The organism is Veillonella sp. AF36-20BH (assembly GCF_003602765.1).
GTDB lineage: Bacteria > Bacillota > Negativicutes > Veillonellales > Veillonellaceae > Veillonella > Veillonella hominis.
The window spans coordinates 1-22,434 of record NZ_QTLR01000005.1; the positions used below are offsets into that span (position 1 = coordinate 1).

18 protein-coding genes are annotated in these 22,434 nt (G+C 39.6%); 16 read left to right on the top strand and 2 right to left on the bottom strand.

Translation table 11 applies throughout. From position 1 onward, the window contains the following. The first annotated feature begins 822 nt into the window (after positions 1 to 822). The 7 genes from DW000_RS06635 to DW000_RS06665 all read left to right on the top strand — a co-directional run bounded on the left by DW000_RS06635 (position 823) and on the right by DW000_RS06665 (position 10,550). Positions 823 to 1,683, top strand: a complete 861-nt coding sequence (locus tag DW000_RS06635; protein ID WP_120055698.1) for a polysaccharide deacetylase family protein — start codon at positions 823 to 825, stop codon at positions 1,681 to 1,683. 8 nt (positions 1,684 to 1,691) lie between these two features. Next, positions 1,692 to 2,186, top strand: coding sequence for a MogA/MoaB family molybdenum cofactor biosynthesis protein (locus DW000_RS06640; RefSeq protein WP_120055700.1), 495 nt, complete (start codon positions 1,692 to 1,694; stop codon positions 2,184 to 2,186). Between the two features lie 219 nt (positions 2,187 to 2,405). After that, on the top strand, positions 2,406 to 2,837 hold the full coding sequence (locus tag DW000_RS06645; RefSeq protein WP_004695360.1) for an Rrf2 family transcriptional regulator: 432 nt from the start codon (positions 2,406 to 2,408) through the stop codon (positions 2,835 to 2,837). A gap of 84 nt (positions 2,838 to 2,921) precedes the next feature. Beyond that, positions 2,922 to 4,310, top strand: coding sequence for a cytochrome ubiquinol oxidase subunit I (locus DW000_RS06650; RefSeq protein WP_120055702.1), 1,389 nt, complete (start codon positions 2,922 to 2,924; stop codon positions 4,308 to 4,310). Beyond that, positions 4,301 to 5,320 (top strand): cytochrome d ubiquinol oxidase subunit II, encoded by a 1,020-nt coding sequence (gene cydB / locus DW000_RS06655; RefSeq protein ID WP_004695365.1) that lies wholly within the window; start codon positions 4,301 to 4,303, stop codon positions 5,318 to 5,320. Before DW000_RS06650 ends, cydB begins: the two co-directional genes overlap by 10 nt. A gap of 200 nt (positions 5,321 to 5,520) precedes the next feature. After that, entirely contained in the window at positions 5,521 to 9,108 is a 3,588-nt protein-coding gene (gene cydD / locus DW000_RS06660; protein WP_120055704.1) for a thiol reductant ABC exporter subunit CydD, read from the top strand. 272 nt (positions 9,109 to 9,380) lie between these two features. Continuing rightward, the gene (locus DW000_RS06665) at positions 9,381 to 10,550 is read left to right on the top strand and encodes a hypothetical protein (protein WP_004695368.1); all 1,170 of its coding nucleotides are present in this window, start codon (positions 9,381 to 9,383) and stop codon (positions 10,548 to 10,550) included. Between the two features lie 129 nt (positions 10,551 to 10,679). Here DW000_RS06665 and DW000_RS06670 read toward each other — a convergent pair whose 3' ends face one another. After that, positions 10,680 to 11,264, bottom strand: a complete 585-nt coding sequence (locus DW000_RS06670; RefSeq protein ID WP_004695370.1) for a DUF805 domain-containing protein — start codon at positions 11,262 to 11,264, stop codon at positions 10,680 to 10,682. A gap of 21 nt (positions 11,265 to 11,285) precedes the next feature. Next, positions 11,286 to 12,119, bottom strand: a complete 834-nt coding sequence (locus DW000_RS06675; protein ID WP_021147854.1) for a pyridoxamine kinase — start codon at positions 12,117 to 12,119, stop codon at positions 11,286 to 11,288. Between the two features lie 135 nt (positions 12,120 to 12,254). On the opposite strand from DW000_RS06675, the gene DW000_RS06680 reads away from it, so the two are divergent. The 9 genes from DW000_RS06680 to DW000_RS06720 all read left to right on the top strand — a co-directional run bounded on the left by DW000_RS06680 (position 12,255) and on the right by DW000_RS06720 (position 22,428). Further along, a complete protein-coding gene (locus tag DW000_RS06680) occupies positions 12,255 to 13,187 on the top strand; it encodes an ABC transporter permease (RefSeq protein ID WP_004695374.1) in 933 nt (310 codons plus the stop codon). Next, complete coding sequence (locus tag DW000_RS06685; RefSeq protein ID WP_008603497.1) at positions 13,180 to 14,079, top strand: ABC transporter permease; 900 nt, start codon at positions 13,180 to 13,182, stop codon at positions 14,077 to 14,079. The genes DW000_RS06680 and DW000_RS06685 overlap by 8 nt, the downstream gene beginning before the upstream one ends. Then, positions 14,079 to 15,059 (top strand): ABC transporter ATP-binding protein, encoded by a 981-nt coding sequence (locus tag DW000_RS06690; RefSeq protein ID WP_008603495.1) that lies wholly within the window; start codon positions 14,079 to 14,081, stop codon positions 15,057 to 15,059. Before DW000_RS06685 ends, DW000_RS06690 begins: the two co-directional genes overlap by 1 nt. Continuing rightward, positions 15,059 to 16,006, top strand: coding sequence for an oligopeptide/dipeptide ABC transporter ATP-binding protein (locus DW000_RS06695; RefSeq protein ID WP_004695381.1), 948 nt, complete (start codon positions 15,059 to 15,061; stop codon positions 16,004 to 16,006). Before DW000_RS06690 ends, DW000_RS06695 begins: the two co-directional genes overlap by 1 nt. 12 nt (positions 16,007 to 16,018) lie before the next feature. Next, positions 16,019 to 16,837 carry a serine hydrolase gene (locus DW000_RS06700; protein WP_004695383.1) on the top strand — a complete coding sequence of 273 codons (819 nt, stop codon included), beginning with the start codon at positions 16,019 to 16,021 and terminating at the stop codon, positions 16,835 to 16,837. Then, positions 16,834 to 18,435, top strand: a complete 1,602-nt coding sequence (locus DW000_RS06705) for a peptide ABC transporter substrate-binding protein (RefSeq protein ID WP_120055706.1) — start codon at positions 16,834 to 16,836, stop codon at positions 18,433 to 18,435. The genes DW000_RS06700 and DW000_RS06705 overlap by 4 nt, the downstream gene beginning before the upstream one ends. Before the next feature lie 121 nt (positions 18,436 to 18,556). Further along, entirely contained in the window at positions 18,557 to 19,495 is a 939-nt protein-coding gene (locus DW000_RS06710; RefSeq protein WP_120055708.1) for an LD-carboxypeptidase, read from the top strand. A 126-nt stretch (positions 19,496 to 19,621) separates the two neighbouring features. Further along, positions 19,622 to 20,761: an amidohydrolase gene (locus DW000_RS06715; protein ID WP_008603490.1), complete on the top strand. Its 1,140-nt coding sequence runs from the start codon at positions 19,622 to 19,624 to the stop codon at positions 20,759 to 20,761. A 110-nt stretch (positions 20,762 to 20,871) separates the two neighbouring features. Next, a complete protein-coding gene (locus DW000_RS06720; RefSeq protein WP_120055710.1) occupies positions 20,872 to 22,428 on the top strand; it encodes an ABC-F family ATP-binding cassette domain-containing protein in 1,557 nt (518 codons plus the stop codon). Positions 22,429 to 22,434: the final 6 nt, after the last annotated feature.

Sequence of the window (22,434 nt, forward strand, 5' to 3'; positions counted from 1 at the left end):
ACGCCGAAAGTACTTGGCTGGAGACGGCCTGGGAGGATAGGAAGCCGCTGATTAATTAAAGGCACACCTGAGGGTGTGTCTTTTTTTTGTATGGCTTCCTATCCTCCCAGGGGACCTGGTAAGCAGGGCAGTAGAAGATGGAGGAGTGAAACGACGACAGATTCACTGCATCGCTTAGTTCGGAGCGTAAGATGGATATGTAGCGCAGCTACATAGGTCCTTCCACAGCGACGAACACCCCGTATCCTGGAGCAAAGAACCGTACATAAGAACTCGCTGATTAACGAAATAGAGGGTCAACCCTATAAAGGGTTGGCCCTCTATTTTTGTGCTCTAACGAGCACATTCTAATTCCTTCTAGAGCCGTTTTCAGCCAAGGTTGTAGAAGTATTGTCTATGTGTATTGATCAATAGAGACGGCGTGGGAAAAGTAGGGCAGTAGAAGATGGAGGAACAACGTGACGACAGATTCACTGCATCACTTTCTTCCGAACGTAAGATTTACCAAACTGCGAAGCAGAGAAGGGAAATCCACAGTGAGGAAGCAAGTAGGGCAAGCGAAAAGTAATTAGGATTAAACGACGTATGGGGCCCACACATCACCTTTTTCCGAACGTAAGATTTACCAAACTGCGAAGCGGTAAAGGGAAATCCACAGTGAGGAAGCAAGTAGGGCAAGTTAAAGGTAATAAGAATTAAGCGACGACAGATTCATTGCATCAACAGTTTTTATATTAATCTTGTGAGGGATTTTCTTGATAATAGCCACTTATATGTGGTATTCTCATTATGTATGTAAGTCGATGGGAGTGATTATTTTATATGTATAAATATGGCAAGAGCTGTATTAAAAAGTTGTTATATTGTATTGCAATATGTATTGCAATTTTAGCGGTTTCTATTGGAGTTATGTGGGGACTGTCTTCAAATTATAAGTTATATGGTGTACCGGTACTTAATTATCATCAAATAAATGATGAGAAACACTCTGCTTTAACATTGCATGTGGATCAGTTTAAGGAGCAGATGGAATACCTCCATAATCATGGATATCATACGATATCATTGGATCAATTGTATGAGTATTTGCAAAATGGTACGGAGTTACCAGAGAAGCCTATAGTAATAACATTTGACGATGGTTATGTAGATAATTATGAACATGCATTGCCTATATTAAAAGCATATAATATGAAAGCTACTTTGTTCATGATTAGTGACGCAGCCAATACGCCTGGTTTTGTAAATACAGCACAAATGCGTCAAATGGAGACGGCAGGATTTGATATTCAAGGGCATACAAATCATCATAAGATACTAACTCATATGGATCCTACAGAATTGCCTGATGCCATTCTCGGTGGTAAAACATCTATGGAAGGTATTTTAGGAGAACCTATCAATTATTTGGCGTATCCTGGTGGTTTTAATGATATGCTCGTTCAATATGTTACTAAACAGTCTGGGTATAAAATGGCTTTCACAGTTCAACCAGGAACAGTAAAGCCAGGGGATAATTTATATGCTCTAGATCGACTAGCTGTATTCCAAGGAGATACACCGTATTTATCTTTCTGGTTGCGCCTACATTGTGCACCGCTTATTAAGTATACATGGGCATTGCGTGATACATTACGCGATAATGGATGGCCGATATTGGCGTCTATTGTGCCTTTATTTTAGGAGGAACTATGTCTTACGAAGTTGTAGCAAGACCATTATGTGTTGCAGTATTAACTGTATCTGATACTCGTACATTAGAAACTGATAAAGGAGGCAACAAGGTTCAAGAATTTTTGGAAGCAGCAAATCATATTGTAGCAGATCGAAAAATTGTAATTGATGATTGTGAGGCTATAATAAATGCTATGACTCCATGGTGTAATGATGAGTCTATTGATGTCATTATATCTACTGGGGGAACTGGTATTGCTATGAGAGATGTTACCATCGAGGCGGTAAATAGCTTATATGAAAAGCATATTCCAGGTTTTGGTGAAATCTTTAGATATTTATCCTATACGGAGGATATTGGAACAAAAGCAATGGCATCTCGTGCAGAAGCTGGTGTTAAGAATAACACTTTGATGTTTTCTATTCCTGGCTCTGTTGGGGCCGTCACCTTAGCGATGAGCAAACTCATCATTCCTGAAATGGGCCATTTGGTGCGAGAAATTACAAAATAATATATATGGAGACTGTTCTTTTGAGAGTAGTCTTTTTATATATGATGACAATCAATATTTGATGGATATAAAAGTAGGTAATTGATCCATAAAATATGAGCATGAGAAGTAAGTGAATTAATTTATTCTGTTTAAAACAATACCATTGCAGTATTGTTTTATTTCATTTATACTAGATTTAGTAATACGTTTGTCCGAGTGCATGAGAAAGGAGACTTTATGAAGTTAAATCAGGCCACGGATTATGCATTTCGCATGGTCTTGCATATGGCGCTACTACCTTCGGGCTCGAAGATAACTGGTGCTGTATTGGCTGAGCAAGAGTTGATTCCAGAACGCTTTTTGCTCAAGATTATGCGTAGTCTCATTGCAGCAGGAATTATGAAATCTTTCCGAGGTGTAGATGGCGGGTTTGCCCTGAATCGAAGCCCTCAAGAGATTTCGTTGCTTGATGTAATTAGAGCAGTAGAAGGGGATGCGTATTTACAACGTTGTTTATATGATGTAGGTTCTTGCTCTAAGTCTTGTAAGGGACATTGCGCTATAAATGAAGCAATGGGCGTGATTCAGCATCAATTGATTAATCAGTTGGAAGCGGTTAATTTTAAGACCCTTGCCCAAAGAGAACAGTTGATTGGTGCTGAGGCTTGAGCTTTTTTACAGTCGCAATGATGCAAGGTTTTTTGTAAAAGCTCGTCAAGTGATGTTAGTATTTTATTCTAAGGAGGAAAACACATGTTTGAAGCTGTAGATTTAGCCCGATTGCAATTCGCGCTAACATCTATCTATCACTGGTTATTTGTGCCGTTCACACTAGGCATGACAGTGATTGTTGCTGCTTTAGAGTGGACCTATGTGTCAACTGGTAAAGAAGTATACAAAAAAATGGCTAAGTTCTGGGGCAAATTGTTCCTAATTAACTTTGCCATGGGTGTGGTGACTGGTATTGTTCAGGAATTCCATTTCGGTATGAACTGGGCAGAATATTCTCGTTTTATGGGTGACATTTTTGGTGCCCCATTGGCCCTTGAAGCATTAATGGCATTTTTCTTGGAATCTACATTCATGGGCGTTTGGATTTTCGGTTGGGACCGCTTACACAAATGTGTTCACGCCCTTGTAGCTACATTTGTAGCGTTAGGTACTAACTTATCTGCGTTCTGGATTCTCGTAGCAAACTCCTTTATGCAACATCCTGTAGGCTTTGTATTACGCAATGGCCGTGCAGAGATGGAAAATTTCCTGACCATCGTTCAAAATGGCTATGTACCTGGACAATTTTTCCATATCGTATTGAATGGTTTATTAACAGCTGGTGTAATTATTATGGCAATCAGTGCATGGCACTTATTGCGTAATAATGCGACAGAGTTCTACCGCCGCTCCGCTAAATGGGGCATGGTTATCGCCCTTGTATTTGGTACTTTAGGTGCATTAGCTGGTCATCATCAAGGTCAATACATCACAAAAGTACAACCTATGAAAATGGCTGCTATGGAAGCGTTGTGGGAAACACAAGATCCAGCGCCATTCTCTTTGGTAGCTAATATTGATACTAAAGCACAAAAGAATACAGGTGCTCTTGAAATTCCTGGTGGTTTATCCTTCTTGACTCAAAACTCCTTTACGTCTGGTAAGGTAGAAGGTATCAAAGACCTTCAAGCAAAATCGGAGGCTCAATATGGCCCTGGCAACTATATTCCAGATGTTCCAGCAATCTTCTGGACATTCCGTGTCATGGTAGCATCCGGTTCTCTTATGTTACTTGTTGCCTTTGTAGGTCTTATCCTAAATGCAAAAGACAAGCTTGTTGAAAATCGTACATTCTTAAAAATTATGTTCTGGATGTTGCCATTGCCATTCATCGCTCACTCCACTGGTTGGTTTGTAGCGGAAGCAGGTCGTCAACCATGGCTTGTATATGGTTTGCAATTGACTGCAGATGGTGCGTCTAAATCCGTAACGGCTCCAGAAATTATGACTACAATCATCGGCTTTACACTTGTGTATATCGTGGCTGCTATCGCGGCTATCTACCTTGCTGTAGAACACATTAAAAAAGGTCCAGATGGAAATCCATCTCATGATGTAGTTGAAAAAGAGGAGGCAAGATTATGGAATTAATTTTTAATAACCTTGAAGTGGTATGGTTTATCTTAATTACTGTACTATTCGCTGGCTTCTTCTTATTAGAAGGTTTTGACTATGGTACTGGTATTTTGTTGCCATTCATTGGTAAAACTGACGTTGAACGTCGACAAATGATCAATGCCTTAGGTCCTGTGTGGGATGGTAATGAGGTTTGGATGATTACTGCCGGAGGGGCATTATTCGCATCCTTCCCTCACGTGTATGCTACATTATTTAGTGGATTCTACTTGGCTCTATTCTTGATGCTTGCAGCTCTTATTATTCGTGGTGTATCCTTTGAATTCCGTTCTAAGAGCCCTAATTTGTTATGGCGTAAAACATTCGACTACTGCATCTTCTTTGGTTCCTTGATTCCTGCATTATTGTGGGGTGTTACAGTAGGTAACTTGATTCAAGGTACTCCAATTGATGCAAGTATGACATATGTTGGTACTTTTTCTGATTTATTAAGTCCATACACCATACTTTGTGGTATTGCGTTTATTTTGGTATTTACATACCATGGTGGCTTATTTACTTCTATTAAAACAGCTGGTGCTGTTTCTGAGCGCGCTCGTGCGGCATCTTTGGTAGTAGGTGTTCCTACAGCTATCGGTGCATTGGCATTGGTAGGTGCAACTTACGTGTATACAGATTTGTTTAATTCTGTATTAGCTATAGTTTGCTTTGCATTAGCTATCGTGTCCTTCCTCATTTCTTGGGGGGCAGCACGCACTCGAAATACAAAATGGGGTTTCTTATTCAGTTGTTTATCTGTTATTTCTGTAACAGCTGCATACTTTGCAGGTTTGTTCCCTCGCATCATGGTTTCTTCTTTGAATCCTGAGTGGAGCTTGACTATTACTAATGCAGCTAACTCTACTTATACGTTGACTTTGATGACTTGTGTAGCCTTCGTATTTGTGCCAATTATTTTGGTTTACCAATCTTGGGTATATTGGACATTCCGTCATCGTGTAACAGAAAAAGATTTACACTATTAATAGCATAGCTTTACAACTTATGTAAGTTGTAAAAATTAGGTCTTAATGTGAGGCGTGCCGTAGCGGCACGCCTCTTTTTTATGGTAAGATGAATATAATATTGATAAATTTAGATTCGCTTGAACTCTTGTAGGCTTAGTAATAGGGATTTAAATTTGTTTGAGTTTATATATTTAAATAGATTTACCGTAGAGGATAGTATGATACAGCGTACCGCATTTAAAGCGCTGCTAGAACATAAAGGACAGCTTGTGCTACTCGGCTTAACCTGTTTAGTAGAAAGTCTGTCCATTGTTGGGCAAGCCTGGTTCTTTGGAACCTTAATAAATAATCTTATATTTTTGGAGCATACACTAGCTGACGAAACGAACACCATTATTTATTTGTTTATTGCTATTATTATGAGATTGGTGGCTCATTATGTTCAAGAGGCGGTAGCAAATCATTTGGGGAGTGCTGTAAAAGCATCCTTTAGAGAACGCTCTTTGGAGCATATGTTTAAGCTCGGTATACAGCATAAGGAACGTCATGGCGATGTCATCCATATGCTTACCGATGGTTTAGAACAAGTAGATGCTTACATAGCACGTTACATTCCGCAGATTTTATATGCTATTATGATTCCTCTTATTATGGGGATTTCCATTGTAAATACATTACCAATAATTGGTATTATTTTGATTGTTACGGTGCCTTTAATTCCATTTTTTATGATCTTGATTGGGAAGCAAGCTGATCGATTAAATAAGGAACAATGGGAACGTATGAGCTTCTTATCGGGGCATTTTTTAGATGTACTACAAGGGATTACTACGCTAAAGCTCTTTGGCCGTGCAAAGGATCAAATTAAGGTTATTGGTCGATTATCTCAAGAGTTTAAAGATTCCACTTTACGCGTGTTGCGCGTAGCCTTTTTATCTGCATTAGTACTTGAATTAGTGAGTACAATTAGTACTGCTCTGATTGCGGTATATTTAGGTCTAACCTTATTAGATGGTGAAGTCACATTCTTTTCAGCCTTCTTTATTTTGTTGTTAGCGCCGGAGTTCTATACTCCATTTAGACAATTGGGGGCAGCTTTCCACACAGGGATGGCAGGGAAAACATCTATTCTGAAGTATGAAGAATTCATGCAGCGTCCACCTTATTTACCAGTAGGTGGTGAGTCTAAACTTGATAAGCCTATACAGGAAATTGCAATTAAAGATTTAACTTTCACCTATAAAAATAGTGAGAATGGGGTACACCACATTACGCTGCAGGCTGAACGTAATGCACCTATTATGCTCGTTGGTGAAAGCGGAGCTGGTAAATCTACTATGGCCCATATTGTTGGAGGGTTTTTACAGGCTCCGAAAGGAACAGTTACTATCGATGGCATTGATATATGTGATTTAGATATCAACTGGTGGCGTCAGCAAATTATCTATGTATCTCAACATCCACATATTATGAAAGGGTCCTTGCGAGAGGTCTTATCCTTTGGTATGGATGTAAGTGATGCAGAGATTCTTGATGCGTGCAAAGAAGTTCAGCTATTAGATGTTATTAATCGAGAACAAGATGGGCTTGATGCGGTTATCGGTGAAGGTGGGTTAGGTCTTAGTGGAGGCGAGCGGCAACGTATTGCTTTAGCTCGTGCATTCCTCCGGAAGGGTCAAGTATTGATTCTTGATGAAGTGACAGCACATCTAGATGTAAAAACAGAAGCTATTATAAGTACAGCTATTCAGCGTTTGATGGAAAATAAGGTTGCCATCATTATTGGGCATCGATTACAAACTATGCATTGGGCATCTAAGCTATATGTCTTGAAAAATGGATCAATTCTTCAAGAAGGTTCTTATCATGACCTACTTGAAGAAGAGGGGTATTTTAAAGACCTTGTTACATCTGGCTTAGGGCAATTATCAGCAACTCTTGAAGAACCATTGTATATTGGAAAACAATTTGATTCAGAGAATACATTGGTCGTAGATACACCTATCAATAGTACAGAGCATTTTGTTAAATTTGTTAAATATACTGAGACCTTTAAAGATAATGCAAAAGGTTCTAATATGGGCTTACAAGGTTGGAAATTGTTGTTTTCTGTATTGAGTCCCGCTAAGTGGTCATTAGTATTGGCCTTGCTATTTACATTCTTAACAGTGTTTATGAATGTTGGGCTTTTGACAGTATCCTCTTGGCTATTGGCATCTGCCGCACTGCAACCAGGACTTACTTATTTAAGTCTTGCAATCGTAGGAGTTCGATTCTTCGGTGTTAGTCGTGCTGTATGTCGTTATTTTGAGCGCTATACATCTCATCGCATGGCATTCCAAGGACTCTATGGCTTGCGCTTGTGGTTTTATGCTCATTTGGAACCATTGGCACCTGCTATACTCAAACGGTTTGGGGCAGGTGATATGTTGGGACGCATCATGGGGGATATAGAGGTATTACAATTCTTCTACTTGCGCACTTTGATTCCACCCGTAGCAGCCGTTGCCTTGACTATATTGATTGCATATGGAGTTTCTACAATTGACAATAGTTTGATTATACCTATTCTTTTGTCGGCCTTCGTATTAGGTGTAATAGTACCTTTGGTTGTTTATTCGTATAATAAAGAATCTTTACGTACGATTGGGCCCCAACAAGGCGATTATAAAGCGCTTTTAAGTGATACTATGGATAGTTTGGAAGATGTGATTAGTTATGGCAATGAAGACATGGTATATAAGCGTATTCAGCATATGATGCGCAATGTAGATGCTCAAAAAGGTACTATTGAGCGAGGCATGAATATGGGTAATACACTATTCATGGGCGGCGTTCAGTTAACTGTAGTTATTGTAGCTATTATGGCTTCTAATGCGTTAACAGGTGCTTGGGCTAGTGTTATGGTAGCGGTGGCTGCCATTGGCACACAGGCTTGGTTTGAAGCGTTACAGCCTATGATTGCTGCTGTTCATCATGGTGCAGAAAGTAAAGTTGCTACAAGTCGTCTCATGGCTCTCAGTAATGAACCGATATCTATTGTAGAACCTATATCACCAAAATCATTTAACCCTAATGATGATATTATTTTTACAGATGTATCCTTTGGTTATGATGAATATCGCCATATTTATGAGAATCTCAGACTACATATTCAGCAAGGGAAATCCATTGCTATCGTTGGTGCTAGTGGGTCTGGCAAGACGACATTATTTAATATGCTTGAGAGGTTATATGATTATGGTGGATCCATTCGTATAGGCTCGGTGGAGTTGAAAGATATTTCAATTGATACTTGGCGTAATGCATTGGGGACTATAACTCAAGATACGTATATTTTTAATGCTTCCTTTAAGGATAATATACGCCTTGCAAGACCTGAAGCTTCTATGGCGGATTTAGATCAAGCTATTAACCGTGCATCATTGCGATCGGTAGTTGAAAAATTACCAGAAGGTATGAATACGATTGTAGGGAGTGGAGGGCAAGGTTTGAGTGGTGGTGAACGTCAAAGAGTTGCATTAGCTAGATTGTTCTTGCGGAATCCTAAAATCGTTTTATTAGATGAACCTTTAGAAGGCTTGGATCAAGTAACAAGAAAAGCTTTACATCGTGACTTGATGCATTATGTAGAGGGTAGGACATGTCTATATATTACGCATCAATTGGAAGGTTTAGAACAAATGGACCGGATTTTATTTATGGATAAAGGGCAAATTGTTGAAGATGGAACGTATGAAGAGCTAATGGCGCTTAAAGGTCGTTTCTATGAATACTGTTATTTATCCATGGCAAGTATTCAATAAAACTAAATATCATTTAAAGTATCTATTATTAATGCTTAATTATAGATTTGAACAATGTTTAATATTACGTTGCAATTTAAGATCTATTATGAATATTAAATTATAATATGACTAATGTTTAACTACATTAATAAGGCCCCTTTTACTATGCAAAAAGGGGCTTTAATTATATTTATATTTAATAGTATATGTAGTATACTTTTATCGATAAATCATGCAATATATGGTATAATTTTTGTGTTAAGAGCTATTATTTCACCCTTGGAGGGGTTATGACTAAAATCTTCACCAAATTACGAGCTTTGGTGGATGAAGCATTATCTGATCGAGATGCGGTGGTGGATAAGGCGCCCGTATTAGAAAAAGCACCTTTAGAACAAGATTTGTTTGACCATCGCTTATTATATATAGAAGAAGATATGGTTAATCGCATGTTGCGTGCCGCTCTTCGTAATCATTGGTTCTTTTATGCTGTAACATTTGAATTTGAACCAAACAATCAAATATTCCTATCCATTATTACAAAATGGGGGAATGTGATTAATGTGGAATTCACCTTAGAGGATTTATGGTTCGATGATTATTCATCATCCTTTGCCATTCGTTTAGATACAAATAATATAGATACAGGTGGGTTTATTTTGAACTCTATTTTACACTTGTTGGGTAACTGGTGTCTAAGTCTCTTCGGTATTTTCTTTAACCCTATTGCATTAGGTGAAAAAGGATCTACTGTACGCTTTGAGAAGAAGGGTATAATTCAGTTTGACTTATTACCTAATACACAAGTGAAGAAATTTATACCCATGCCTGAGCGCCATATTGGTAGTAATGGACCCGTTCTCTTGGGTAACCCGCGTACCAGTCAATCTGTGTTACAGTTGGATTACTATGCATTCCATGATCCTGTAGATACTTTTACAGTACCTGATGTGCCAACTCGTACTAGCTGGCTTCGTTCTATCGATATTGCAGCGGTTCTTTTATTGCCAATAGGTGTATGGATTACATTTATTATCTTGCATCACTACTTACCAACAGAAACATTGGAATTTTCATTCTCTACATACTTTTTAATTTCCTTAGGGATTTTTATCATTTCCTTCTTGGTTATGAATATTCCTCGGTATTTGTACATGTATTTTGATTCTCGCAAACAGTGGCAAAGTGCATTTGTACATAACAATATTAAAATTCAAATGCGTAAACTACACCGACGCATCTTCATGCAACAAGCTACATTGACAGCTGATTGTGATGAGTATACTGCTAATGAAAGCCAAGAGCGAATTAAACACCTTTTGTTGCAAATTCGAGATAAACGATTCCTTGCAAATCGACTTAAAATTGCAGATGATGATAGAGCGCGTAAACAAAAGGTTAAGTTTATTATTGCATATATAGGTTGTACTTTGATTGAGTTGATGTTGTTAATGAACTAATATTGTAAAAACAGAAGACATAATAAAAACGTATCTCTTTGATATGTACTCTCTTTACTGGTTGTCCAGTAAAGAAGGTATATATTACTTATAGAGATACGTTTTTTATTGTAGGGTGTTAATTTTTAATTATCGCTTTTTGCGTCGCTTACGAACTGTTTTTCGACCTTCTTGTTTTTTGTTAGATATAGGAGTCTGTATTGGTTCATAAACTGTCCGATTTACAGTCATAAATGGAGGGTTGCCATATTGATTAGGCTCAGGTTGTCCTGGCAATACCCAGAATAGGAAGCCGATGAGCCATATAAAAAGCTCTAGCATGTAATTGAATGGAGATACGGCAGAGTAGGTATTGATGAAAATCATGATTACCGACCAGAGGATTCCTGCCCATGCATTGAAGCCGATGTCGTGAATACGACGGCCAAATAAGACACAAGATAAAGGAAAGAGGGTTGCCAATAAGAGCCAAATAATGACCCTAGTCAACCAATATGCTGGTAGTGATACAACAAAGTCCAAGAATATGTTATCGATGTAGTGGACAATATGAAATAAAATCATTAAAGCGATGAAGCATATGATAAATTGTAGTCGATTTAACCGTCCCGTTAAGTTAAAAATCGATAAACCCATGCGACGTCCTTGGAATGCAATGAGTAAACCGATGGTACATATGAGCAGTGTTCTTAATACAACATAAAGTAAATCCATAAGTTCCCCTTTATTTATAGCTTATAGTTGAGTTAATTCTGGCAAAACTAACTCAAATGCGACTCCATGTTTTAGCGATTGTACTGTATCTAATGTTGCTTGAATCGCGTTGGTAGTAAAATTCATTGCCAGTTCTGCCGCATCATAAGGAGAATATCCCCTCATTACAGCACCAGATAATACAGCAGTAAAAATATCTCCTGTCCCTGTAGCTTTTACAGGAACCAGAGGTATAGAGTATGTTTTTAAAAAGTCTGTAGGTCCATCATAGACCGCAATAACAGCATGTGTTTTCGATGGGACGCTGGTCATGATAACCATTTCAGGGCCCATGTGATGTAATTGTTTACATCGCTCACGTAATTCATCTTCGCTAATAGGATTTGTTGAGAATGGAATATCTAATAAGAAGCATGCCTCAGTATAGTTTGGCTTTACGATGTGGGCCTTAGATACAAGTTGGCGCATAGCTACAACCATATCAGGAGTATAAATGGAATAGAGGCGACCATCATCGGCCATTGCGGGATCGACGATAACCATCTGACCATTAGAGGCAAATCGATCGATTGCTTCTTCAACAAGGTGAATTTGTTCTGGTGATGCCAAGAATCCACTTACGATAGCGTGAAAGTCAATTTCGTTTTTATCCCAGCAGTCCATAAAATCTCTCATATGAGCAGATAAATCAACGAATTCATAGTGTGGATACTCTAAGTGATTGCTTAGTACCGCTGTCGCCAAAGGAACCGCCTGACAGCGCATGGCACTGATGATAGGAATCATAACGGTAAGGGCACAGCGTCCGATAGAGCTCATGTCTTGAATTGTTAAAACTCTAGGTACTGCTATCATAGACACCTCCAAATAATCATATATTTTATTGTACGTTATGTGAGCCTTTCTGTAAATGTAATGATGTTAATCATGAAATTAACTTCATAATGTAGTATAATAAAACGAATAGACTTTTTATGGAGGAAAGTGACAATGACGAGGTATGTATTTCGACGCCTAGGTGGCGCAATCATAATCTTATGGGTCATCATTACCGTAACATTTGCATTAATGCATGCGATACCTGGTGGGCCTTTTACAACAGAAAAGAAATTACCGCCTCAGGTGAAAGCAAGTATCGAGGCTAAATATCATCTCGATGATCCTGTATGGAAACAGTATGGAGATTATTTAGGTGGCGTCATTACAGGTGACTTGGGCCCATCATTTAAATATGAAGGCCGTAGTGTAAACGATATAATTGGTGATGCATTCCCAATTTCCGCACAGCTTGGTTTATTATCTTTAATGGTAGCTATAGTTGGTGGTATTACAGCTGGTGCGATTAGTGCCATGAGACCTAATAGCATTGTAGATTATGCGGTAACTGTATTATCTACAATAGGGATTTCGGTACCAACATTTATTATCGGTGCTGTTCTTGTGTACATAGTAGGCTTTGAATTGGGATGGTTCCCGGTAGCCTTATGGCGTGGCCCCTCTTACATGGTGTTACCTGTGTTGACATTAGCAGCGCAACCGATGGCATTTATTGCTCGTTTAACGCGCAGTGGTTTACTTGACGTGTATCAACAAGAATACATTCGTACAGCTCGCGCAAAAGGTCTAGGTTCTTGGACCATTTTGACACGTCATGCCCTTGGCAATGCAATTTTGCCAGTTATTACGTACTTAGGTCCATTGGCAGCTAGTTTGTTAACAGGCAGCTTTATCGTAGAAACAATTTTTGCGATTCCTGGTCTAGGTCAGTATTTTGTAACATCTATTTATAACCGAGACTATACGGTTATTCTTGGTATTACGATTTTCTATAGTGCGCTTGTAGTATTTCTTAATATTTTGGTGGACATGATTTATCCATTAATCGATCCACGAGTTACAACGGAGGAGGGGACAGATGAATAAGGAAGACTTTTTACCTATTGAACGAGCCCCTCAAGAAGAGATTACTAGCTTTATAAAACGTCCTAGTAAATGGGAACGATTTAAGGTAAATCGTTTAGCTGTAGTTGGTGCAACCATCATTATTGTGATGATGGTGCTTGCTATTCTAGGTCCACTTATTTCACCTTATACCTATGCGGACCAATCCTTAATTGATGCGAACCAAAGTCCAAGCTTTAGCCATTGGTTTGGTACGGATACATTGGGCCGTGATATCTATACACGTGTTATGTACGGCGCTCGTATTTCCTTAACCATTGGTTTTGTAGCAGCTTTTATTAATCTTGTGATTGGCGTTGCCTATGGCGGCATTGCGGGTTATATAGGTGGCAAGGTAGACCGTATCATGATGGGGATCGTAGATGTTTTGTATGGTATTCCACTTTTACTATACGTAATCTTATTGATGGTTGTACTTGGACCTGGGCTAATCTCTATTTTTGTAGCGTTGGGGATTGCGTATTGGCTTAATATGGCCCGTATCGTACGCAGCCAAATTTTGAAAGTTAAAAACGAAGAATACATCATTGCAGCAGAAGCTATGGGTATTCCTAAGCGTCGAATTTTATTACGTCATATTTTACCAAACTGTGTAGGACCGATCATTATTACTTTAACATTGGCCATTCCTGAGGCTATTTTTACAGAAGCATTTCTTAGTTTTATCGGCTTAGGTGTAAATGCACCTATGGCGAGCTGGGGCGTACTAGCTTCTGAAGGTATTAGTAGCATGCGCTCTTATCCGTTCCAATTGATTTTCCCAGCTGTTGCTATTAGTATTACCATGCTTGGTTTCGCATTTTTTGGCGACGGTTTACGTAATGTATTAGACCCTAAGGAAGGAGATAGATAATGAATAATGCTATTGTTGATGTACGTAATGTATCTATTACCATCAATACCTTCCAAGGTCCGTTGCGAGTTATTCGCAATCAAGATATTTCTTTATACCCTGGTGAGATTTTAGGTATAGTCGGGGAATCTGGGTGTGGTAAATCCGTTTTAGTTAACTCTTTAATGGGCTTATTGCCATATGGTAAAACTAAAATTAAAGCGGATACATTCATGATTGATGGTCATGATTGTTTAGGATTTACTGAAGATGATTGGAATGAACTTCGTGGTACGACGGTTGCCATGGTGTTCCAAGATCCTATGACCTCCTTGAATCCTATCATGACCATTGGAGAGCAAATGTATGAGGTTATCCGTCGTACAAATGCGTATGGTGAAGATTACGATGAAAGGGCCATTGCCATCGATTTATTGAAGAAGATGGGGCTGTCTACACCGGAACGCCGGTTATCTCAATATCCTCATGAGTTGAGCGGTGGAATGCGCCAACGCGTATGTATTGCTATGGCAGTGGCCGGTCGTCCCAAGATTTTAATTTGTGATGAGCCCACAACAGCTCTTGATATTACTACAGAGGCACAAATTTTGCGCCTTATGCAAACATTAGCCGTAGAGGCTGGCATAGGGATTATCTTTATCTCTCATAACCTACGTGTTATTGCTCAAATTTGTGATCGGGTTATGGTTATGTACGCAGGTAAATGTGTTGAGTCTGCTACAGTAGATGGTATTTTTAGCGAGCCTCGTCATCCATATACTTTGGGGCTGTTGCTTGCATTGCCTCAAGGTAAATGGCACGGCGAATTGAAGGCTGTTGAAGGTCAACCACCTGATCTATTTGATTTACCTCGTGGATGCGCATTTAATCCTCGTTGTAAATGGGCTATGCGAATCTGTGGTAGTCGGGTTCCGATGGTTACAAATGTTGGTGAAAGTCACCAGTTTACATGTTGGTTAGCTAAGTTGGAGGGACTTTAATGAGTTACGTATGGGAGACTGACAATCTCGTTAAAGAGTTCACCCTGTCAGGCGGCTTATTTAAGCCAAAACAAACGGTACATGCCGTACAAGGCGTGAGTCTATATCAATCACCAGGGGAAACCCTAGGTATCGTAGGTGAATCTGGATGTGGTAAATCTACATTTGGTTACACTTTGATGGGTTTATATCAAGCTACATCTGGTTCTATTTATATGAATGGTCGACATATCAACCCTTATGTGGATAGAGAGTCTGTTCACCCGGTGATGCAAATGGTATTTCAAAATCCTTATGCATCCCTTAATCCGCGGCTTACGGTTAATGCGATTTTAGAGGAGCCTTTAGAACTGGATCCAAAGTATACACCTCGAGATCGCGTGATTCGTGTAAAAGAGGTGCTTGACCAAGTTGGCTTAAATATGTCATTTGGTGAGCGTTATGCTCATGAACTATCTGGTGGGCAACGTCAACGTATCGGCATTGCACGGGCTCTTATTATGGAGCCTCAATGTATCATCTGTGATGAGCCGATTTCTGCGTTAGATGTATCTATCCAAGTGCAAATTATGACATTACTAGAACGGTTACAAGAACAACATGGTATTTCGTACCTCTTTATTTCTCATGATTTAAATATGGTGCGCTACATTAGTCATCGCATGGTTGTTATGTATTTAGGTGCCGTCATGGAAGAAGGTCCTGCATTGGACTTATATGAATTCCCTCAGCATCCGTATACCCGTGCATTGACGGCCTTAAATGGTCCAGTTATGCCACATGCACCAATTGGGGCACCGCTTAAAGGGGATCCACCAAATCCATTAGACCCACCAAAAGGGTGTCTGTTTAGTGGTCGATGTCCAGAAGCGGAAGGTCGTTGTTTTACAGAACGTCCGCCACTTCGAGATTGGGCAGATCGCCGCATCGCATGCTGGCACATATAATGGGAGAATAGTATGGAAAAACTAATTGTTGGCAAGTCCTTGGAACATCAACTAGATACAGTCATTAAAGAATTGGCACCAGCAGGGAATATATCTTATGCGGTGCTACAATTCGATGATGAAGAGGAACCAACACTCATCGCAGCTAGAGGTGAAAATACTGTACATTCTAGTGCGAGTTTAATTAAGGTACTTATCATGGAATATGTCTTTCATTTAGCTCGTACGGAGCAATTGGACATTAATGATACAGTTCCTTTATCTAGAACTCCACGCGTTGAAGGTGGCGGCGCACTACAAGAGTTAGTTGGTAAACATAGTTTTACATATCTTGAGTTATGCCGTCTCATGATGGTTCTTAGTGATAATATCGCAACAAATCTACTCATCACAGTGCTCGGCATGGAAAATATCAATGCTCGTGCAGAAAAGCTTGGTGTGGATGAGATGGAGCTTAATCGTATGATGATGGACTTTAACGCCCTAGCTGAAGGTCGTGATAATCACATTACAGCTATGTCGTTAGCTCGTTTGTATAAACACATTTTTGAATGTCGTGATAGAGATGCTTATGGCAGAGAAATGTGGAATATCTTAGGTCGCCAACAATTCCGTGATATCTTACCATTTTACTGGGGAGAAGGCATACGCTTTCACCATAAAACAGGATCCCTTGATCGTGTAGAACATGATGGGGGTGTAATAGAAACATTTAGGGGTCATTTTTGTTTTATCCTTTTAATGAGCGATATTGATAATGACCGAGGTAAAGAGTTAGGCGCTCAAGTTGGGCGCATCATGAAAGAATTTGTAGAGGAAGCATTGCCATGATGGATAAACGAAACTTGTTAAAACTCATGGTCCTCGCTCTAGGGGTGAGCGTACTCTTATTCGTATTTGGGTACCCTCGTGGTGTTCAACCAATCGATGAACACACAATCCGCTATGTTATTGAGCAGGAACCATCCACATTGGATCCCGCAAAGTCTACTACCTCTCCGGAGGCTACGGTTCAACTTCAATTATTCGATGGTCTAGTTCGTTTGAATGATGAAAGTGAACCTGAAGCAGCACTTGCTAAAAATTGGGACATCTCCGATGATGGTCGTGAGTATACCTTCCATTTACGACCTAATTTAAAATGGTCCAATGGAGAGCCTTTAACGGCTTATGACTTTGAATACGCTTGGAAGCGCGTATTAGACCCTGAAGTCCATGCGGATAATGCATATATGTTATATGTATTGGAAAATGGTGAAGCTTTTAATACGGGGAAAGCTGCAGCTGAAGATGTTGGGGTTAAAGCTATTGATGAGGATACATTGGTAGTTACCTTAGAAAATCCAACGGCTTATTTCTTGAAATTATTAGCGTCTCATAGCTATTATCCAGTGAGTAAAAAAGCAGTAGAAGCTCACGAAAACTGGGCGGCTAATGCGGAAACAATAGTATCTAATGGTCCATATCGTTTATTTTCTTGGAAGCATAATGGGGAAATGGATTTCATTAAGAATCCAAACTATTGGGATGCAGAATCTGTGAAGACAGAGAAAATGAATTGGCCTATTAGTGAGTCTCAAAGTACACGCCTTACCTTAGTTGAAGGTGGCGAAGCTGATATGACGGTTGAGCCTCCTGTAGCGGATCAAAAACGTCTAGAAGAAGCCGGCCTATTACATATTGGACCTATGCTTGGTAACTATTATTACGTATTCAATGTTAAAGCAGAACCTTTCACAGATCCAGATGTGCGTAAAGCCTTTTCTATGGTTATCAACCGTGCTAATATTGTTAATAATATTGTTAGAGGCGGTAAAGAACCAGCTTATGCATTCGTACCATATGGTATGCTTGAAAGTAATGGTCGTGAAGACTTCCGTGAAGCTGGTAGCTATCTCGTATACGAAGATGTAGAGCAAGCCAAGGAAATCCTGAAAAAGGCTGGCTATGGTAAGAATCGTCCATTGCCGCAAATTACGATTTTGTATAATACAAGTGAATTACATAAAGCTATTGCAGAAGCGATTCAAGATGCATGGATAAATGCATTTGGCGCAGATGTACGCTTACAAAATCAAGAGACAAAGGTATTCTTGGCAGACCGTGAAGCTGGCAAGTACCAAGTAGCTCGCGCTTCTTGGGTTGCCGATTATAGCGATCCACAAAACTTTTTAGAGGTATTCTCTGCTGAAGATAACGATGGTCAGTATCATAGTGATGAGTATAATGAGTTGATTGCACGTATTCGTACAACTCCAAATGGGGCGGCTCGTGATGCGTTGATGCATGAAGCAGAAAAGATGATTTTTGATGAATCTCTTGTTATGCCGTTGTACTTTACAACACAACCATATGTGACAAATGGAACAATTCAAAATTATTTCTGGACCACATTGGGACTTGTTGACTTTAAAAAAGCATACAAATAAGATACACTTAAGACGTACACCTTGTGTACGTCTTTTGTTGTATGGGAATATTAATATATTAGTCTTTTGTTGCATGGGATTATTAATATATTATAAGTTAACAGGTATTTTCTGAGGATATATGGACTGGATTGAACCAAAACGTTTGGCACCGGGGATGACCATAGGTATTATGGCACCTGCTAGTGCTAGCGATGAAGATTTACATAGAATAGAAGAAATTTGTAAGGCTAAAGGCTATAAGGTGCTTGTAGGTGAAAGTGCAAGGAGAAAGGGGCTATATGGAGGCACGCCTGAGGAGCAAGCCGTAGAATTTCAGTACATGATGACTGCGGCTCCTTGTGATACGGTTCTTGCTTTGCGCGGTGGTTATGGCACGATGCGCTATTTAGACTTATTAGATTATAAAGCGATTCGTAAGTATCGGAAGGCTTTTGTTGGATATAGTGATTGTACAGCACTTCATATGGCTATTAATCGATACAGCCGCCTCATTACGTATCATGGACCTATGGGGGTAGATTTTAAATTAGACCGTAAGTCAGATATTGATACGCTATTTAATGCTTTAGAAGGCAAATTAAAAGTTATAGAACCCTTGCTAGAGCCTCCCCGAGGTGCGATTGGCACAGAACTCGGTGAGGGTATTTTACGAGGTGGTAATATGACGATGTTATCCATGTTATCGGGAACGCCTTATTTTTTAGAGAATGAATCATGGGAAGATACCTTACTATTTATTGAAGATGTCGGGGAGGCTCCTTATAAGCTGGATCGCATGTTACAACAATTTCGACTCAGCGGTTTGTTGAGCCGTATTAAAGGCTTAGTCATTGGTACCTTTACAGATTGTGAAGGAGATGAAGATGAGCGTGATTACGATTTAGGTTATGAAGCATTGCGCTATATGGAGGAAAATAGAAATCCAAAATTACCAGATCCTTTTGTATGCTATGTGCCAACGGGACATGGGTCGCCACATCAAACATTACCGCTAGGAGCGACGATTAGCTTTAGATATATTTCTAATACCATCATCGTTCATCCTTATACGAAATAGTTAAGAGCTTTTGGATGAACGATTTTACTTAATAGACAAATAGATATTAGATAAAAATAGTAGTTACCGTGATATTAGGTAATAAAATAATAGGTAATAAGATATTAGATAATAACAAGGGGAGTTATGACACTACAAGAACGAGAGGCTCGCGCCTGTGCCATCATAGATAGTATGGCACGGGAATTGCGTGCAGTTTCCATATATTTACACGATAATCCTGAATTGGGCTTGAATGAGCATAAAGCAGTAAAGGTAATTCACCAATTCTTAGAAACACATAATTTTATATCTCATGTAAGTCTAACTAATCGGCCAGAGTTACAAACAGCGTTACGGGGCGACTATAACGGTACTGCACGGCATAAAATAGCCTTCTTAGGTGAATATGATGCGTTACCGGAACTAGGCCACGGCTGTGGTCATAACCTTATTGCTATGATGAGCTTAGGTGCTGCTGTTGCTTTTAGTCAAAGTGCACCACAGGATTGGGGTACAACATTCTTTGGGTGCCCTGCAGAGGAAACTATCGGTGGTAAGGTATATATGGCAGAAGCCGGTCTTTTTAAAGGCTATGAGGCAGCACTTATCATTCATCCAGGTGGAGAAAATGAGGTGGGAGGTACATCCTTGGCGACACATCCTCTAGAGGTTACGTTCCATGGACGTTCTTGTCATATTGCATCCTTAACAGATTCAGGAATCAATGCCTTAGATTGTGCGGTAGACTTATATCAAAGGGTAAAAGATTTAAAAAAGACCTTTCCTAAAGGTGCTATTGTAGGTGCCATCTTTACAGAGGCAGGTACGGCACCAAATGTGGTTACACCAAAAGCTACGATTCGTATGACTGTTCGTGGTAGTACAGTGGATGATTTAGAAGGTATTATTTTGCCGGCTATTAAAGAGGCAGCCCAAGAAATCGGTTCATCCTATGGAGCTCAAGTTGAGATGCATCACTATGAGCCACTCTTTAAGGATATGCGTCAAGATAAACAGTTATTAAATCTCTTTAAAGATGTGATGACTGAATTTGGTGAAAGCCCACGAATATTGCCTGATGATGAGGCGGATGGTAGCACTGATGTAGGTAATGTGTCTTACGAAGTACCAACAGCACAGCCTACCTTGCAGATTGGATTAGGTTTAGAAGCGCATACGCCAGAATTTACTTGTGCTGCTGGATCTGACTATGGGTTAGACCAAGCGATTAAGGGTGCTAAGATTATGGCTGTTGTAGCCTTGCGTTATGCGATGTGTAAGTAAGTTCAATTTTTGACATATAGAGGTCAAAAAGGTACAATAGATATAATATTTAAGTAAGTATGAAATAAGCCGTCTTCAACAAGACGGCTTTTATTCCGGTGGAGATAGATATGAGTGTTTTAACCGTTTCAAATGTAACTCATGGTTTTGGAGCGCGACAAATTTTAGATGATGCATCATTCCGCTTGCTAAAAGGTGAACATGTAGGCCTCATTGGTGCAAATGGTGAAGGTAAATCTACGTTTCTTAATATCATTACAGGCAAACTGCCACCTGATGAAGGAAAAATTGAATGGTCCAATCAGGTAACTGTTGGTTACTTGGATCAACATGCTGTTCTTGAGAAAGGTATGACCATCCGCGATGTATTACAACGCGCTTTTGATGATTTGTTCGTCATGGAGCAAAACATTAATGATGCGTATAATCGCATGGGCGATGTATCCGAAGATGAAATGAATAAGCTTCTCGAGCAAGTTGGGGAGTGGCAAGAAATTCTAGAGCAACGTGGGTTCTATGAAATTGATGCGGTTATTGAGCGTACGGCTGCAGGCTTGGGCCTTGTGGATATCGGTTTGGACCGAGATGTAACAGAACTCAGTGGTGGTCAACGTACAAAGGTTTTGCTCACAAAGCTTTTACTAGAGAAACCGACTATTCTATTGTTGGATGAACCTACGAACTATCTTGATGTAGAGCATATTCAATGGTTGCAAAACTATTTGCAAAATTACGAAAATGCATTCATCTTGATTTCTCATGATATGGAGTTTTTAAACTCCGTAGTTAATGTTATTTACCATATCGAACAAGCGGTGCTTACGCGTTATACTGGTGATTATCATCAGTTCCAAGCTGCTTACGAGGTGAAAAAAGCGCAAGCAGCTAAGGCGTATGAACGTCAACAGCAAGAGATTGAGCGTATGGAAGACTTTATTCAGTGCAATAAAGCGCGCGTTGCAACACGTGGTATGGCAAATTCTCGAGCAAAGCGCTTAGAAAAGATGGAAATTCTAGAAAAGCCAAAAGAGTATATTAAACCTAGCTTTGGCTTTAAAGAAGGACGTACGCCAAGTCGCTTTATTGTAGAGGCTTTTGGATTGCAATTAGGTTATGATGAACCATTAACAAGACCAGTAGACTTTCAAATTGAAAGAAACAAAAAAATTGCTATTCGCGGTGTCAATGGTTTAGGTAAAACAACGTTGTTGAAGACTACTTTAGGTCTATTAAAGCCTGTTAGTGGTGAGTTGGTAAAAGGTGAATTCTTACAAGTTGGCTATTTTGCCCAAGAGGATACGCCATCTAATTCCGAAACAGCGTTAGATTATATTTGGAATGAATATCCGGCGATGACAAATGCAGAGGTGCGTGCAGCATTAGCTCGTTGTGGCCTTACAAATGAACATATTACGTCTCAAATGCGCGTACTTTCAGGTGGTGAGAATGCGAAGGTTCGCCTATGTAAGCTCATGCAGAATAAGTACAATGTGTTGGTCCTAGACGAACCGACTAACCATTTAGACATATATGCAAAAGAAGAACTGAGCCGTGCACTACGTGATTTTAAAGGTACAATTATATTGGTAAGTCACGAGCCTGAATTCTATCAAGATTGGGTTACGGATATTTGGAATATTGAAGATTGGACGACAAAGATTGTTTAGGAGGAC

Coding starts and splice junctions, on each gene's coding strand:
- DW000_RS06710 (WP_120055708.1), top strand. CDS start 18,557: ATGGACTGGATTGAACCAAAACGTTTGGCACCGGGGATGACCATAGGT.
- cydB (WP_004695365.1), top strand. CDS start 4,301: ATGGAATTAATTTTTAATAACCTTGAAGTGGTATGGTTTATCTTAATT.
- DW000_RS06690 (WP_008603495.1), top strand. CDS start 14,079: ATGAATAATGCTATTGTTGATGTACGTAATGTATCTATTACCATCAAT.
- DW000_RS06675 (WP_021147854.1), bottom strand. CDS start 12,119: ATGATAGCAGTACCTAGAGTTTTAACAATTCAAGACATGAGCTCTATC.
- DW000_RS06700 (WP_004695383.1), top strand. CDS start 16,019: ATGGAAAAACTAATTGTTGGCAAGTCCTTGGAACATCAACTAGATACA.
- DW000_RS06635 (WP_120055698.1), top strand. CDS start 823: ATGTATAAATATGGCAAGAGCTGTATTAAAAAGTTGTTATATTGTATT.
- DW000_RS06720 (WP_120055710.1), top strand. CDS start 20,872: ATGAGTGTTTTAACCGTTTCAAATGTAACTCATGGTTTTGGAGCGCGA.
- DW000_RS06665 (WP_004695368.1), top strand. CDS start 9,381: ATGACTAAAATCTTCACCAAATTACGAGCTTTGGTGGATGAAGCATTA.
- cydD (WP_120055704.1), top strand. CDS start 5,521: ATGATACAGCGTACCGCATTTAAAGCGCTGCTAGAACATAAAGGACAG.
- DW000_RS06705 (WP_120055706.1), top strand. CDS start 16,834: ATGATGGATAAACGAAACTTGTTAAAACTCATGGTCCTCGCTCTAGGG.
- DW000_RS06645 (WP_004695360.1), top strand. CDS start 2,406: ATGAAGTTAAATCAGGCCACGGATTATGCATTTCGCATGGTCTTGCAT.
- DW000_RS06670 (WP_004695370.1), bottom strand. CDS start 11,264: ATGGATTTACTTTATGTTGTATTAAGAACACTGCTCATATGTACCATC.
- DW000_RS06640 (WP_120055700.1), top strand. CDS start 1,692: ATGTCTTACGAAGTTGTAGCAAGACCATTATGTGTTGCAGTATTAACT.
- DW000_RS06695 (WP_004695381.1), top strand. CDS start 15,059: ATGAGTTACGTATGGGAGACTGACAATCTCGTTAAAGAGTTCACCCTG.
- DW000_RS06680 (WP_004695374.1), top strand. CDS start 12,255: ATGACGAGGTATGTATTTCGACGCCTAGGTGGCGCAATCATAATCTTA.
- DW000_RS06650 (WP_120055702.1), top strand. CDS start 2,922: ATGTTTGAAGCTGTAGATTTAGCCCGATTGCAATTCGCGCTAACATCT.
- DW000_RS06685 (WP_008603497.1), top strand. CDS start 13,180: ATGAATAAGGAAGACTTTTTACCTATTGAACGAGCCCCTCAAGAAGAG.
- DW000_RS06715 (WP_008603490.1), top strand. CDS start 19,622: ATGACACTACAAGAACGAGAGGCTCGCGCCTGTGCCATCATAGATAGT.